Annotated in this window: 16 protein-coding genes; 8 read left to right on the plus strand and 8 right to left on the minus strand. The window is 62.5% G+C overall.

What is annotated here, in order from left to right; translation table 11 throughout:
* Positions 1-11: 11 nt before the first annotated feature.
* Entirely contained in the window at positions 12-1,295 is a 1,284-nt protein-coding gene (locus tag GTW25_RS00540) for a DNA-packaging protein (protein ID WP_252910043.1), read from the minus strand.
* Positions 1,255-1,722, minus strand: coding sequence for a hypothetical protein (locus GTW25_RS00545; protein ID WP_252910044.1), 468 nt, complete (start codon positions 1,720-1,722; stop codon positions 1,255-1,257). Before GTW25_RS00545 ends, GTW25_RS00540 begins: the two co-directional genes overlap by 41 nt.
* A 331-nt stretch (positions 1,723-2,053) precedes the next feature.
* Between GTW25_RS00545 and GTW25_RS00550 the strand changes: the two genes are divergently transcribed.
* From GTW25_RS00550 to GTW25_RS00565, 4 genes are all read left to right on the plus strand, one after another.
* Complete coding sequence (locus tag GTW25_RS00550) at positions 2,054-4,201, plus strand: transglycosylase domain-containing protein (protein WP_252910045.1); 2,148 nt, start codon at positions 2,054-2,056, stop codon at positions 4,199-4,201.
* An 85-nt stretch (positions 4,202-4,286) separates the two neighbouring features.
* A complete protein-coding gene (locus GTW25_RS00555; RefSeq protein ID WP_252910046.1) occupies positions 4,287-4,853 on the plus strand; it encodes a DUF1214 domain-containing protein in 567 nt (188 codons plus the stop codon).
* Positions 4,846-5,388 carry a DUF1254 domain-containing protein gene (locus tag GTW25_RS00560; protein WP_252910047.1) on the plus strand — a complete coding sequence of 181 codons (543 nt, stop codon included), beginning with the start codon at positions 4,846-4,848 and terminating at the stop codon, positions 5,386-5,388. The genes GTW25_RS00555 and GTW25_RS00560 overlap by 8 nt, the downstream gene beginning before the upstream one ends.
* 380 nt (positions 5,389-5,768) lie before the next feature.
* The gene (locus GTW25_RS00565; protein WP_252910048.1) at positions 5,769-6,614 is read left to right on the plus strand and encodes a hypothetical protein; all 846 of its coding nucleotides are present in this window, start codon (positions 5,769-5,771) and stop codon (positions 6,612-6,614) included.
* On the opposite strand, the gene GTW25_RS00570 is transcribed toward GTW25_RS00565, so the two are convergent.
* The 3 genes from GTW25_RS00570 to GTW25_RS00580 are packed head-to-tail and all read right to left on the minus strand — an operon-like array spanning position 6,615 to position 9,364.
* Complete coding sequence (locus tag GTW25_RS00570) at positions 6,615-6,947, minus strand: DUF1491 family protein (protein ID WP_252910049.1); 333 nt, start codon at positions 6,945-6,947, stop codon at positions 6,615-6,617.
* A 10-nt stretch (positions 6,948-6,957) separates the two neighbouring features.
* Positions 6,958-7,803 (minus strand): peptidoglycan-binding domain-containing protein, encoded by an 846-nt coding sequence (locus GTW25_RS00575; protein ID WP_252910050.1) that lies wholly within the window; start codon positions 7,801-7,803, stop codon positions 6,958-6,960.
* On the minus strand, positions 7,778-9,364 hold the full coding sequence (locus GTW25_RS00580; RefSeq protein ID WP_252910051.1) for a sensor histidine kinase: 1,587 nt from the start codon (positions 9,362-9,364) through the stop codon (positions 7,778-7,780). The genes GTW25_RS00575 and GTW25_RS00580 overlap by 26 nt, the downstream gene beginning before the upstream one ends.
* Before the next feature lie 396 nt (positions 9,365-9,760).
* Between GTW25_RS00580 and GTW25_RS00585 the strand changes: the two genes are divergently transcribed.
* Both GTW25_RS00585 and GTW25_RS00590 read left to right on the plus strand, forming a co-directional pair.
* Positions 9,761-10,135, plus strand: coding sequence for a DUF5330 domain-containing protein (locus GTW25_RS00585; RefSeq protein ID WP_252910052.1), 375 nt, complete (start codon positions 9,761-9,763; stop codon positions 10,133-10,135).
* A 37-nt stretch (positions 10,136-10,172) separates the two neighbouring features.
* Positions 10,173-10,607 carry a SufE family protein gene (locus GTW25_RS00590; RefSeq protein WP_252910053.1) on the plus strand — a complete coding sequence of 145 codons (435 nt, stop codon included), beginning with the start codon at positions 10,173-10,175 and terminating at the stop codon, positions 10,605-10,607.
* 8 nt (positions 10,608-10,615) lie between these two features.
* On the opposite strand, the gene GTW25_RS00595 is transcribed toward GTW25_RS00590, so the two are convergent.
* Positions 10,616-11,410, minus strand: a complete 795-nt coding sequence (locus GTW25_RS00595; RefSeq protein ID WP_252910054.1) for a DUF6456 domain-containing protein — start codon at positions 11,408-11,410, stop codon at positions 10,616-10,618.
* A gap of 7 nt (positions 11,411-11,417) precedes the next feature.
* On the minus strand, positions 11,418-11,723 hold the full coding sequence (locus GTW25_RS00600; protein ID WP_252910055.1) for a helix-turn-helix domain-containing protein: 306 nt from the start codon (positions 11,721-11,723) through the stop codon (positions 11,418-11,420).
* 290 nt (positions 11,724-12,013) lie between these two features.
* On the opposite strand from GTW25_RS00600, the gene GTW25_RS00605 reads away from it, so the two are divergent.
* Positions 12,014-12,355, plus strand: a complete 342-nt coding sequence (locus tag GTW25_RS00605) for a cytoplasmic protein (RefSeq protein WP_372493026.1) — start codon at positions 12,014-12,016, stop codon at positions 12,353-12,355.
* A gap of 3 nt (positions 12,356-12,358) precedes the next feature.
* Here the strand turns inward: GTW25_RS00605 and GTW25_RS00610 are convergent, their stop codons facing one another.
* Positions 12,359-12,784 carry a Ros/MucR family transcriptional regulator gene (locus GTW25_RS00610; RefSeq protein WP_252910057.1) on the minus strand — a complete coding sequence of 142 codons (426 nt, stop codon included), beginning with the start codon at positions 12,782-12,784 and terminating at the stop codon, positions 12,359-12,361.
* A 370-nt stretch (positions 12,785-13,154) separates the two neighbouring features.
* Here GTW25_RS00610 and msrB point away from each other — a divergent pair, with 370 nt between their 5' ends.
* Positions 13,155-13,547 carry a peptide-methionine (R)-S-oxide reductase MsrB gene (gene msrB / locus GTW25_RS00615; RefSeq protein WP_252910058.1) on the plus strand — a complete coding sequence of 131 codons (393 nt, stop codon included), beginning with the start codon at positions 13,155-13,157 and terminating at the stop codon, positions 13,545-13,547.
* The last annotated feature ends 28 nt before the right edge of the window (positions 13,548-13,575 follow it).

Consider the following 13,575-nt stretch of genomic DNA (forward strand, 5'->3'; position numbering starts at 1 on the left):
ATCGATGTCCTTCAGGTAAGTTTGCGGATGCGCGGCTCGTGGCCACGGCCCAAAAAGAGTTCGTTCAGCGCCCAGACGAGTGCGTCGAGACGATCCGGCGAACGCCCGTTCGACAACCCGTCCGGCCCGAAATCGCACATCTCGTCTTCGAGTTCGGGAAAGCGGCGCCCATGCACCACCTTTCCCTGATGGTAGAGCGCGGCGACCGGTTCGGCACGCAGCCATTTCCCACGCGTCGCCCGCACCGGCTTCACCGGCAGGGTCGCATCGATCGCGGAAAGCACTGCCCCGACCATGTCACCGCCCTGATTGACCTCGGCGACCACACAATCGGCCTCGTGGCGATGAAAAGCCTCGACGATGCGCGCGGCCCACCCTTGCGGCTTCAGCCCCTGCACCGTTGCATCCTCCAGCACCACCGCACGACCGTCTTCGGCCAGTCCGGCGACGACGATTCCGCACGCATCGGCCGCCTTTCCCGAACTTGCCGGCGGATCGACCGCGACGACGATCCGCGTCAGGCCCATCCGCTCGCCCGGCACCGCCGTTTCGATCTGTGCGCGCGACCACAGCGCGCCGTCGCGATCCTCGATCAGTTCGCCATCGAGTTCCTGGCGTTCGAGCCGCGAGCCCGCATAGCGCTTGCGGATTGCATCGATAAACCCGGACGCGAGGTTCGCACGATTGTCCGTCGTCTTCAGCCGCGTCACGGTCACGTCCGGGTCGGCGATCAGCGCCTTCACCAGAGGCAGCGGGCGCGGCGTCGTGGTGATGATCTGCGTCGGCCGCTCGCCGAGCCGTAATCCGAATTGCAGCATATCGAAACACGCCTGCGGATGCCGCCATTTGGCAAGTTCATCGCACCAAGCGGCATGGAATTGCGGCCCGCGCAGGCTTTCGGGATCTTCGGAGGAAAACGCATAGGCGACCGCGCCGGAGTCCCAGACGAGCCGTCGGCGTCCCGCTTCATAGCGTGGCCGGTTTCGCCGCGCCTGAGCGACAAGTCCCGATGGCCCCTCGACCATCACCTCGCGCACGTCGCCGAGGGTCTCACCGATCAATGCTATCCGCATGTCCCTGGTTTTTCGCCCGAAGGGTGGCAACCCCCTCACAAGCGCGTTCACCCATTCGGTTCCGAGCCGCGTCTTTCCCGCGCCGCGCCCGCCTAGCACCAGCCAGGTCGGCTTGAGCGAGCGAATCGGATACTGTGCCGGATGCGCTGTCGAAAACCATTCGCCCCGCGTCAGCGCCTCGCTATAGGCATCCAGATTCTCCTGCGCCCATTCCGGCTGCATGATACCGGGCGATTTCGTGGATTTTGTCGTCGATCCGCTTGAGAGCGGCTGCAAGTTCGGCATCGTCTTTTATCTGTTTGTCTTTTGCGTCCTCGTCGGAGCGCATGGTTTCGCCGATTTTTTCGAGCGCCTTCACCATCGCCATGATGGTGTCGACGCGCCCCTTGTCGAACGTCAGTCCCTCCCCTTCCTCGCTGCCGAGCGTCAGCCGCTCGATCTCGGAGATCAGCCGGTCATATTGGATCTCGATGCGTCGGCGTCGTTCCGTCAGGCTGCTTGAAGAGGCGACGCGCCAGGTTTCGGCCTGCGCCCGCGCCTCCAAGAAACGCACCGACCGGCCCGCGATCGTCGCAAGCCTTTCCAGGGTCGGCTCGCCGCCCTCATGGATATGCCTGATGGCTGCGAGAACGCGTTCCGCGCTTCCCATTAATCCCTCATATGGATTGTCGTGAGATGATGTGCGGCGAAGCGGTCCGCCCGCCGCAGCCGCAATAATGCGACCATGCACGAACACTATATCGGAACCGTCACGGTGTCAAGAATAAATTCCTATATTTCTGCAATCGACCTGCCGATAGGAGAGTGTTGCCGGAACGCGACGCAGGCACCGCGTCCGTTCACGATAGCGTGGCGAACCATGAGGCAGCCCTTGTGAGCGGCCCGGATTTGAACGACAATCCGTCTCGCAAGGGGCATATCGCTTTCGCGTCCTGGTTGCAGGATCGAGGAAAGCGATTTGGCGTGGGCGTAACGTGTCGATGAAGAACCTATTCAAAGAACGCAAGAAGAAGGCGCCGAGACCCGGCCGCCTGCTTGCGCTCGACGCATGGATCGATTCGTCGCTCTACGAAGCGGGCTTTCGTGCACGCGAGCGCTGGGAAAACGTCACCATCTTCTTTCGCCGTTTCAGGGTCACCGGCTGGCGGCGCGGCGTGGTCGAACTTTCCAGCGAAGCCTTCACGATGGGCACGGCCGGCGCGATCGTCATTCTGGCGCTTGCCATGCCCGCTTTCGAGGAAACGGAGCGCGACTGGCGCAGCCAGGGCGAATACGCCGTCACTTTCCTCGACCGTTACGGCGCCGAGATCGGCCAGCGCGGCATCATCCAGCGCGATTCCGTTCCGGTCGACGAGATGCCTGATCATCTCATCAAGGCGGTGCTGGCGACCGAGGACCGCCGGTTCTTCGAGCATTTCGGCATCGACGTGATCGGCCTCGGGCGCGCCATGTCGCAGAATGTGCGCGCCAATTCGGTCGTGCAGGGCGGCTCCACTCTCACCCAGCAGCTCGCCAAGAATCTGTTCCTGACCAACGAGCGCTCCATGGAGCGCAAGATCAAGGAAGCCTTCCTCGCGCTTTGGCTCGAAGCCAATCTGTCGAAGAAAGAAATCCTCCAGCTTTATCTCGACCGGGGCTATATGGGCGGCGGCACGTTCGGCGTGGCGGCTGCAGCCGATTTTTATTTCGACAAGCCGCTCAAGGATGTGACGCTCGCCGAAGCGGCGATGCTCGCAGGCCTGTTCAAGGCGCCGGGCAACTACGCGCCGCACATCAACCTGCCGGCCGCGCGCGGGCGCGCCAACGTCGTTTTGAACAATCTGGTCGACAGCGGCATGATGGCTGAGGGCGAAGTGCTTTCGGCGCGGCTGCGACCGGCAACGCCGGTCGATCGCGGCAGTCAGGACAGCCCCGACTACTTCCTCGACTGGGCGTTCGAAGAGGTCAAGAAGATCGCGCCGCGAGACGGCCCGCATGCACTCGTTGCGCGAACGACCATCGATCTTGGCATGCAGCGCGCGGCCGAGGAATCGCTCGAATTTCATCTTCGCCAGCACGGTTCGGACTATCGCGTCAGCGAAGGCGCGATCGTCCTGCTCGAAAACAACGGGGCCGTGCGCGCGATGGTCGGCGGGCGCGACTACGGCCGCAGCCAGTTCAACCGCGCAACGCGCGCCCTGCGTCAGACCGGCTCCTCTTTCAAGACCTACGTCTATGCCGCGGCAATGGAGGCGGGCTTCACGCCGCAATCCGTCATCTCCGACGGCCCGATCAACTGGAACGGCTGGTCGCCGCAAAACTACGCGCGCCGGTTTTCCGGCCGCATGACACTCACCGAGGCGCTGGTGCGCTCGATCAACACGGTGCCGGTGCGGCTCGCACGCGAGCATATCGGAACCGAACCGATCCGCGACATAGCCAATGCGATGGGTGTCGAATCCGAAATCAGCACGCACAAGACAATGGTGCTCGGCACATCGAGCATCACGGTGATGGATCAGGCGACCGCCTACAACACGCTCGCCGATGGCGGCTATGCCGGGACGCGGCATGGCGTCAACCAGTTGCTCACCCATTCGGGCGATGTGGTCTACGATTTCGGCCGCGACGCACCACCGCCGCACCGGGCGATCTCGCCCGAGGCACTGGCGTCTCTCAACTCCATTCTGGTCCAGATTCCCGAATGGGGAACCGCACGGCGCGGCGCCCTGCCCGGCATCCGGTCTGCCGGCAAGACGGGAACGACGCAGGGATACCGCGATGCCTGGTATGTCGGCTTCACCGGCAATTACACGGCCGCCGTCTGGATGGGGAACGACGATTTTTCCCAGACCAACAACATGACCGGCGGCTCGCTTCCGGCGATGACCTGGCAGCGCCTGATGGCCTACGCCCACCAGAATGTCGAACTGAAGCCGATCCCCGGCATCGCCGACCCGTTCATCGACCAGACGCTGGTGGCGTCGAGCGCTGCCGATCCATCGGATGGGCAGACCACTGAACAGGAAGAGCGTCCCGCCCTTCTGTCCAACCGGACGACAAGGGTTCTCGTCGACATGTCCGACGCCTTCCGGCAAGCGCCCGTCGTGCGTCTGCCCAATCGTCCCGAAACGCTTTCGTCGCTTTGATCCGCCGCATGATTTTCAGCAGTGTCTGGTGTAAAGGCGGACGGCTTGCCCCTGTCGCCCTTCGATTCTGCGAACCGTCAAAGCCATGCTGAAATCGCTTTTCCTCATCACGCTCACGCTCGTCATCGCCATCGGCGGCGGTGCGGGCAGCGTTTGGTGGATGATGGAGGAGGTTCAGGATTTCGGTGCGCTGACCGTCGGCCAGTGGACGGTCAATCCGACGGAAGGCACGCCCGAGGCCGATCCCTATGCCAAGGCCCGCTTTGCCCGTGAAGGCAAACTCGCGCTCGGCTCGTCCGAAGGCGCACAATTCGTGGCGGCGCGGGATTCGACGGGTGCGCTTCTCCGCGGCAATTGCGACTATGTCGTTGCGGGCAGCGTACCCGCGTCCCGCTTCTGGACCCTACACCCAATCGGACCGGGCATGTCGCCGACGACGCATTCCAGCCATTCGCTGGCTCTTCTTCGCGATTCGACCGGAGCCTCCACGATCACTGTTTCGCGTCATCCGGCACCGGGCAATTGGTTGCGGATCGAGACGGACGGCGCCTACCGCCTCGTGCTTGCGGTCTATGACACGCCGACGATCGGCACGGCCGACTTCGCCGATGTGGCCTTGCCGCGCATCGTAAGGGAGCGCTGCGATGGGTAGTTTCCTGCGCGCGCTCATCGTTGGCATCGTCGGCGCGGGTATCGTCCATGGCGTGATCCTGCTGCTCATTCCATATGTAACCGAGGGCGATGTCTGGGCACGGCTGGAAGGACGGGCCGATTTCTACGAAGTGGCGCGCATCGATCCGGCATCCGGCATCAACATGCTCCATCTTCCCGACCCGCTGTTCGAGGCGGCCGCCTGCCGTATCGATCTGTCGGAGGGGATCGTCCATCTTCAGGCGGACGGCACCGTCCCCTATTGGTCGATGTCCATCTACGATCGGTCGGGGCAGAACATCTTTTCGATCAACGACCGCACGTCGAGCGGGAACGCGCTGGATTTCCTGGTGGCGACCTCCGCGCAACTGACCGAGTTGCGCAACACGCCGGCGGACGATCTGGGCACGGCCGTCTTCGTCGAGACTAATATCGGGGAAGGCATCGTGGTCGTGCGCGCCTTCGTGCCCGATCCCACCTTCGAGCCCACCGTCGCGCGCTATCTTGCCGGACTGAACTGCGGCCTCAGAAGCTGACGGTCAGGCGTTCTTTCGGCGGCGTGCGATACGCGGCTTTCGCGTCGGACTGTCCGAAAGTCGTTCGTACCGAACTCCCGGAAACAGAATGATCCTCGCACCGTCCTTGCTGGTGTGCGGAGAATGAGCGGCAGATGGGGGCGGAAACTTGATGATCGTCGCCATGGTCGTTGCTCGCAATTTGTGAGCGTCGAACCGGCGATCTCGGTCGCTGGATGGCCCGATGCTCGATCTATCGGGGAGCTTACGCAACGCCTCCAAAGCCCGTATGCGGCCGGCACGGTTAATAAGTGCATAACGCATTTGCGCTAAGTTGAACGAAAGGGGCGCGTCTTGTTCGGCGTCCGAGAGTTCGAGTATCCGCAGATCGGGCGTAAAAATTGTCCAGCGTCGAGTTCAGGCAGTTCGCCTCCAGTTCACAAAGCACGAAGTCGGACAGGCTTTTGCGGGCGGCCGTCTCCGCCTTCTGCTCCATTCAAAGACCTTCGCGTCAGGAGATCGCCCAGATCGAGGATCTGGCGGAGCCGCTTCTGGCTGACGTCTCCCGCCAGACGCTGCGCTTCGTGGCCGCGGCGCTATCGGAATGCCTGCACCCGCCCGCCGTGCTCGTACGCCGGCTTTGCGCCGAGCCGGTCGATATCTGCGCGCCGCTTCTGGTGCGCTCGAACGCCTTGCGCGACATCGATCTTCTGTCGCTCATCGGCCGTCACGGCCTTGGCCATGCGCTTGCCATCGAGCGTCGGCGCGAGCTCGATCCGCGTATTGCCCGCCTGATCGAAACATTGAAGACAAGCCCGAAGGCGGATGAGACGGAGGCGACATCGTCCCCGCCGGCGATGCTCGATCGCCTGCGAGCGATGATGGTGAAATCACCCGAGCGCGATATGACGGCGCGCTGGCCGGAAGCTCCGTCAGCCTATCTCAAGCTGCGCGCGGCCGCCCTGACAGGCAATCCGTCGCTCGTGCGCCGGACCCTCGCCAGCCTTGCCGGGATCGATGAGCACGACGCCGCCGGCCTGATCGCCGATACGGACCAGTCGCGTTTGACGCAAGCGCTTAAAGGGCTGTCCCTCAGCGTCGAGCAGGCGTATCTGGTCGTATCCGCGTCGCAGCCCTATCGCTTCGGGACGGCCGCATCGATCCGCGCCTTCATCGAGGATTACGGCGATGCGTCCAGTTCTGCGACGCCCGCAGCGCCGATCCCCCTGCGTCGCAGTTCGAATTGATCACAAAAGCTCTTCGACCAGTCGCGCATCCGCTTCGATCTCGATGACCCACAGATCGGGGTCGAAACGTCTTTCCTTCTCCAGCCGCGCCTCGATGGCGTCGTCGTCGACATCCGTCAGAACGGGCGAAAACATGCGGTCGTCCGGACGCGCCTGTGCATAGTCGGATTGAGCACGCGGCGCATGAAGCGTTGCGGTCCCGAAGCGTGAACGGACGATGACGAAAACAGCGCCCGCCTCGCTTGCCCCGCGCTTGATCACGGCTCCGTAGCCGCCGGCAGCGAACACGCGCCTCAAAACGGCGGAAACCCAAAGATCGGTGGTGACGCGCATGGCAATGGCCTTAGCTGGTGAGGCCGATTTCCCTCATTTTTTCATAGGTCGCCTCATCCGGCATTCCCGTTTCCGGCAACCCGAACAGGCTTTGAAATTCGAGGATCGCCGATTCGGTGCGTGGACCGACCTGGCCGTCGAGATCGATGCTCTGATTGCCGAAGGCGCGCAGCCCGGCCTGTATCCGCATCACGCGCTGCTCGCCTGATGACGGCGCGGAGGCAGTCTGAATCTGATCTGTCCCCGAACGCGCTGCTTCGACCGGCGTGTTTTCCTGTTCAGCCTGTCCGTTCGTCCCCAGATGACGCAGAAGCTCGGAATCGATGCCGCCGTCCTCGGGCAGTCCGAGCGTCTGGCGATAGGTCGCGACGGCAGCGTTGGTCTGGGGGCCGGTCAGGCCGTCGATGGCGCCCTTGTAGAGATCGAGTTCGGCAAGCACGCGCTGAACCTCGGCCACCACAGCCGCACGGGCATCCGGTGCGGGGTCTTCAAGCCGGGGATCGGTTTGTGCCGGATTGGCCTGCGGTCGCGCGGCCGGCGACGGCGCGACCGTTTCGGCAGGAAGGTCGAGCTTGGGTGCGGTAGCAGGTGCCGGTTCGATTTCGAGCCGCGTCACATCGACCGGTTCGGCCGGCACGCGCGGCGACATGTGGCGTGTTTCGAAAAACGCGCTCTTGTGAGGATGCGGCTGATACCAGATAGCGTTCGCTGCGACGAAGGCGAATGTGATGGCAAAGGCCGTCAATCCACCGACCACGACGGGCCGCTCGGCGATCGCCCGGCCCGTCGCCGCCAATCCCGTCGCGAGCAGACCCGGGCTCTGCTTGCGCTTACGCGATTTTGCGGAACGTGCCATGTGTCTTCAGTCCATTTCCAGTCATCAGAGTGTTTATGTCGGTGACGTCCGCGCTGTCGCATGCAAGGGGCAGCCGAACCGTCACCGTCGTCCCCTCGCCCGGCGCGCTTTCGATCGACAGGTCGCCATCGTGCAATGCGACGAGTCCCTTGACGAGCGACAGGCCAAGACCGGTTCCCTCGAATTTGCGGGTGTAATCGTTCTGAACTTGTGCGAACGGCTTGCCGAGCCCTTCGAGATCGGTGGCCGCGATCCCGATGCCCGTATCGGCGACGGTGATCGACATCCGGTCAGCCATGCGGCTTGCCGAAACCGAAACGCTGCCGCCCTGCGGCGTGAACTTGACCGCATTCGAGACGAGGTTCAGCAGGATCTGGTGCACGGCGCGCTGGTCGGCGTCCAAAAGACCGGCATCGCCGCACGCCATGTTGGCCAGCGTCACGCCTTTTTCGGTCGCCTGTCCGTCGAGCAGCGCCAGCGCAAGGTCGATGGCGCCCGCCACTTCGAACGGTTCGGGATGGATCTTGTAGGCCCCGGCCTCGATCTTGGAGACATCGAGGATCGAGTTTACGATCGACAGAAGATGATGCCCCGCCTCGCGGATGAGCGTGACATGCTCGGCCTGCTTGACGGGAAGCGGGCCCGACACATCCTGATGCAGCAGCATTTCGGAAAAGCCGATGATCGCGTTGAGCGGCGTGCGCAGTTCGTGGCTGACCGCAGCAAGGAAACGGCTTTTGGCTGCTTCGAGCCCGGCCGCCTCGTCCATCGCATTGTCGAGTGAGGTCTGCAATTCACCCATCTCGCTCGCATCGCGCAGGATGACGGTCCAGCCGGTCGGATCGCGCAGCAATTCGAGGCCGACATGAAGATAGGCGACGTCTCCCGGCAGCGCGCCGGGTATACGAAGCGTTATGAAAAGATTTGGCGCGGCATCGCCGTCTGATGAGAGCGCGCATAGAAGCTTGACCCGGTCGCTCACTCGCACCCGTTCGAACAGGCCGGAGCCGGCGAGAATATCCGGGTCGAGCCGCAGGATCGTCCTTGCCTGATGCGATGCCGACAAAACTTCGCCCTCGCGCGTCATGCGCAGGACGACCGCATTTATGCGCTCGGCGAGATCTGGCTCGATTTTCGCCTGCGCCGCCCCGCCCGCAGCCGTCACCCAAGCCATCTGTCCGGCGAGCACCAAGCCAAGAAGCAGAAGAACCGCGACGGGCGCGCCTCCGACGACCGTCAGCGCACCGACGCCAAGCGCCAATCCAACCCCGGCCCAGGCGACCGGGCGGAAATACCGGCCGCTCGCCAGCATGACGACATTGACAAGGCAAAGCGCGAAAATGGCCGCAGCGGCCGCCAGTGCAGCATTCGGTCCCCATGACGCGAATGCAGCGGGAGCGGCGATGGCGGACAGGAGGAAAGGTGCGCCAAGCTGCGTCGCGAGCAGCCTTGACTGGCGTGGCCGCGTCACGTCGTCCGTCAGGCGTCTGTCGACCAGCCGGTCGCAGGAGCCGAGGATTCGGCCCATCCAGTCGCAGGAACGGCTTTCGCTTGATTTCAACGCAACGCACTCGCACACGGGGGGCCCGCTTCTCGCGGGTCGACATCATTGCCTGCACAGTCGCATCCAGCGTTTAAGGAAAGGATAAAGCACGCGATTTCCGCGCATCCCGACGGGCAGCGGAGACGTGCGAGTTCATCTGATTGACGACGTGGTAAACCGACCGTAAGCGCGCCCGGGCTCTGCGAAACCGCGAGCTTTCGTTCCGTCAATCCGATGAAATTCCAGCGTTTTCGGTGATCGCAACCCAATACGAGGCCCCATACCGAACGCTGACCATTACAATTTGAATCGAAACTGTTGAAAATTGACCCGGCACCCTCAAGCAGCCTTTTTCGTCCTCATGCTTTGATACCCATGAACGCCGGCATGAGACGCCGGTGACGGGGAAAGACCATGATCGGATTTTTGTTCAAGAGCGCGTTCTGGCTCTCCATCGCTCTTCTCTTCATCCCGCTCGCGCCTTCGGGCGAGACGGACGAGCCGCAGGTCGGCGCTGTCGACGCCTTTTTTGCCGCACGCGACGCGATCAGCGACGTATCGGGCATCTGCGAGCGCAAGCCCGAAGTGTGTGAAGTCGGCGGTGCGCTCGTCGGCTCGCTCGGCATGCGGGCACGCGAAGGCGCGCGCATTGCCTATGAGGCACTCGACGGGCAGTTCGGCGAAACGCCGGCGGAAAGCCAGCTCGCCGCGCCAACGCCGGCAATCGGCACCTATGACGAGACGGTCCTCACCGGCAGCGTGCCCGCCTCGGCCGAGACCACCTTTTGACGTGACGGCGGCGGTGCGGAGCCCTATATCCCGTGTCATGACAACGACCATCGACCAGATATTCGACGACTTTGCCTTTCTCGATGCATGGGATGACCGCTACCGGTACATCATCGAGCTTGGCGGCGACCTGCCGCCCTATCCCGAAGCCGCGCGCGACGCCGCGCACAAGGTTCCCGGCTGCGTCAGTCAGGTATGGCTGAATTCCACGGTGGGCGATCAACCGAACCCCCCCATCTCCTACGAAGGCGATTCGGATTCCCACATCGTGAAGGGGCTCGTGGCGATCGTTCTTGCTCTGTATTCGGGCCGACGCGCCTCCGAAATCCTCGCCGTCGATCCTGAGGCCACGCTGAAGCGTCTCGGGCTGGATGAACATCTGACGCCGCAGCGCGCCAATGGCCTGCGTTCCATGATCAAGCGCATTCGCATGGAAGCCGCCGCTCTTGCCGAGAACGCGCCGGCTTCCTGAACCGGCAGTCACTCCCCGACGCGTGGCCGATAGTCCGGCGCGCCCCAATGGACGACGCTACGCCGTCCGTCGCCGCGCTGCTTCGGTCGATAGTGCCGGTCCAGCACACCCAGCGCCGTCTTCAGCATCAGCTTTGCCGACCGCCTCGGCCAGCGCCGTTCCGTCTCGACCTCTTCCAGACCCTTCAGGAAGCAGCAGACGTCGACAAGCACGCCGGAAAGCTCGGGGCCGACGGCCTCTATGGCGGCGTTGACACGCTGGCGCGCGGCGAGCGCGTTGTCGGAAAGATCGGCCTTGGTGTTGCCGCCGCCGCGCCGACCCGCCGAAACCGCCGCCTCCCAGTTGGCGCTCATGCGTGGCATGAGTTGGCCGAAATCGTAGTCGGCCCGCAAACGCTCTCCCGCCTCGATCTCGAAAGCCGAAAGAAAGGCCCGGCCGTCGCGGCCCTTTCGCTGCGCGAGCGCGGCGAGCGGGCTTTCCTTCAGATTGACCATGACGAATTCGCGCGCGCCGGCCAGTTCGACCGCACGAATGTCGCGATCCTGGTGCTGGGCCTGAAACCGATCCTCACCGGAGCCGGCGCGCGCCATCCAGGCAAATCCGGCCTGCGCTATGGATATGTCGCCCTCCGCATCGATTATGAGGCCGCGCGCGATGGCCTGCCCGATTGCTTCCCCGGGCACGGCGATGGTCCCCCGGTCGCCTCCCTGCAGCAGGGATGTGCCCGGCTTGCCGGCCGGTTCGCACCGCGCGGCGCCGCGCGCAAGAAACGTCAAAATCCGCAACAAATGTCGATCGGTCATGCGTGCCTCACACCGCCTCGCGGCGAACCAGAACCCGAACGAGCCGATCCACCTGATCCATGATCCCGTCGAACTCTGCATCCTCGCGCAGATCCTCGATCAGCGTGACCGCATGCTGAACCGTCGTCCGGTCGCGCACGAAACATCGCCCGACATGCTTCATCGGAATCTGGAGTACCGTGTGAGCGACATACATGCCCACCTGCCGCACGCGGGCCACAGACGCGATCGAACGGGTCGAATTGCGAATATCCTTGCTCGACACGTTGAAGAAGGCCGAAACGATGTCGATCACCGCTTCGCAATCGCTCATCCACCGCTCGTCGGCCTTTTTTGACGATGGGAATGACGACGGCTCATCCGGTCCGTCATCGTCCTCGACTTCCCATCTTTTCCCCGCACGCGCCACATTCACCTCCGATATAGGAATAAATGCTTTTATCGTGGATCAGCGCGCATGAGAACAAATATCGAACATAAAAATTTATCCCGCCATCCAATCTACTGGTTTCGTTCAGGATTTTTTCTTGCTGCAAATTCCGGCCGGTAAACTTATCCACGCCGTCGTCACGGCGTTCACCATCGCGGTCCTCATCAACAGGGGTGCCGGACGTGGACCTGAAAAGCGAAATCATCGCCTACAAGGCGGAAAGGGACCTCGAGCAGCGCCGTGCGGTGCAGCGGGTGGCGCTACTGTGCAATGCCGGCATCGACCTCGACCATCTTGCAAAGACGGGCGAAGCGGGACGAAGGCTGATCGTGAAGCGCCTGAGGCGCCTCCTCGAGCGCGAACGGATACGTGGCGCGATGCGGCACTGGAGCTACGATCTCAACAGGCACATCGCACTCAAGCAGGCGCTCGATGAATTTTGTCCCGATGAAATCCAGGCCCGCAAAACAAAACCGGCGCCTGTGCGGCGCCGGTTTCGAAGTGTGAGTCGATGAAGGTCAGCGCGGCTTGCGCTTGCGCCCGAGACCCATCTTCTTCGCGAGTTGCGAACGTGCCGCGGCATAGTTCGGCGCAACCATCGGATAGCTTGCGTCGAGGCCCCACTTCTCGCGATACTGCTCGGGTGTCAGCCCGTAATGGGTCATCAGGTGGCGCTTCAGCGACTTGAACTTCTTCCCGTCTTCCAGACAGATGATGAAATCGTCATGAACCGACTTTTTCGGATTGACCGCCGGCTTCTGCTTGTCGACGGGCGCCGCTTCGGGCGTTGCTCCCACACGGCCAAGAGCCATATGTACATCGGCGATAAGATTCGGAAGCTCACCTACCGGCACAGGGTTGTTGCTGACATAGGCTGCGACCACATCGGCCGTCAGTTCGATCAGCATGTCGCCGTTTTTCGGGAGATCGTCGGAAAGTTGCATTTCAAGGCCCCAATTCAAGGTCATTATTCAAGCGCCGGACTTATTCTACCGGTTCTACCAACGTGCCGCTCACGGCCCCGGAGTGCTTGAGCAACAGATGGATCGAATATTTATCCAAGTCAATCAATCTAGCGGATTAGCCGGGATACTTTTTGAGCTACCACAGCTTTATGTCGTTCTCGACCTCGTAGAAGACACTTTGCTACCACTTCACAAAATGTAATCGACGGTTGCATTGTTCTATTATTGGATAACTCCCGAAATTCTATGGCGGATTGATGACGTGAAGGAACGTCACGTCGAAGATGACAATCACCGAACGGCTGCCTACATGTAGGCCAACCCTTTCTGAGACAAGAAGAGCAGGATCATGCCAAAGGTTGAGAAGTCGGATGCCGAATGGCGCGAACAATTGACGCCCGAGCAATATCAGGTCACCCGCAAGCACGGAACAGAACGCGCCTTCACCGGCCCTTATGTGGATAACAAAGAGCCCGGTCTCTATCGGTGCGTGTGCTGCGACCGGCCGCTCTTTCGCTCTGAAACAAAATATGAATCGGGATCGGGCTGGCCGAGCTTCACCGCCCCCGTGGCTCCCGAAGCCGTAGCCGAGCACAGCGACCGCTCCTTCATGATGACGCGCACGGAGATTCGCTGCGCCGATTGCGATGCCCATCTCGGCCATGTGTTCGAAGACGGGCCGGCACCGACCGGCCTGCGCTATTGCATGAACGGCGTCGCGCTGACCTTCGACCACGACTGATATGTTCGACGCGTCAACGGCGCGGGCG

It is taken from the genome of Aliihoeflea aestuarii, assembly GCF_024105665.1.
GTDB classification, from domain to species: Bacteria; Pseudomonadota; Alphaproteobacteria; order Rhizobiales; family Rhizobiaceae; genus Aliihoeflea; species Aliihoeflea aestuarii.

What these genes read in the sequence shown, in the direction of transcription:
- GTW25_RS00540 (WP_252910043.1), bottom strand. Translation starts at nt 1,295, where the DNA reads ATGCAGCCGGAATGGGCGCAGGAGAATCTGGATGCCTATAGCGAGGCG.
- GTW25_RS00545 (WP_252910044.1), bottom strand. Translation starts at nt 1,722, where the DNA reads ATGGGAAGCGCGGAACGCGTTCTCGCAGCCATCAGGCATATCCATGAG.
- GTW25_RS00550 (WP_252910045.1), top strand. Translation starts at nt 2,054, where the DNA reads ATGAAGAACCTATTCAAAGAACGCAAGAAGAAGGCGCCGAGACCCGGC.
- GTW25_RS00555 (WP_252910046.1), top strand. Translation starts at nt 4,287, where the DNA reads ATGCTGAAATCGCTTTTCCTCATCACGCTCACGCTCGTCATCGCCATC.
- GTW25_RS00560 (WP_252910047.1), top strand. Translation starts at nt 4,846, where the DNA reads ATGGGTAGTTTCCTGCGCGCGCTCATCGTTGGCATCGTCGGCGCGGGT.
- GTW25_RS00570 (WP_252910049.1), bottom strand. Translation starts at nt 6,947, where the DNA reads ATGCGCGTCACCACCGATCTTTGGGTTTCCGCCGTTTTGAGGCGCGTG.
- GTW25_RS00575 (WP_252910050.1), bottom strand. Translation starts at nt 7,803, where the DNA reads ATGGCACGTTCCGCAAAATCGCGTAAGCGCAAGCAGAGCCCGGGTCTG.
- GTW25_RS00585 (WP_252910052.1), top strand. Translation starts at nt 9,761, where the DNA reads ATGATCGGATTTTTGTTCAAGAGCGCGTTCTGGCTCTCCATCGCTCTT.
- GTW25_RS00590 (WP_252910053.1), top strand. Translation starts at nt 10,173, where the DNA reads ATGACAACGACCATCGACCAGATATTCGACGACTTTGCCTTTCTCGAT.
- GTW25_RS00595 (WP_252910054.1), bottom strand. Translation starts at nt 11,410, where the DNA reads ATGACCGATCGACATTTGTTGCGGATTTTGACGTTTCTTGCGCGCGGC.
- GTW25_RS00600 (WP_252910055.1), bottom strand. Translation starts at nt 11,723, where the DNA reads ATGAGCGATTGCGAAGCGGTGATCGACATCGTTTCGGCCTTCTTCAAC.
- GTW25_RS00610 (WP_252910057.1), bottom strand. Translation starts at nt 12,784, where the DNA reads ATGCAACTTTCCGACGATCTCCCGAAAAACGGCGACATGCTGATCGAA.
- msrB (WP_252910058.1), top strand. Translation starts at nt 13,155, where the DNA reads ATGCCAAAGGTTGAGAAGTCGGATGCCGAATGGCGCGAACAATTGACG.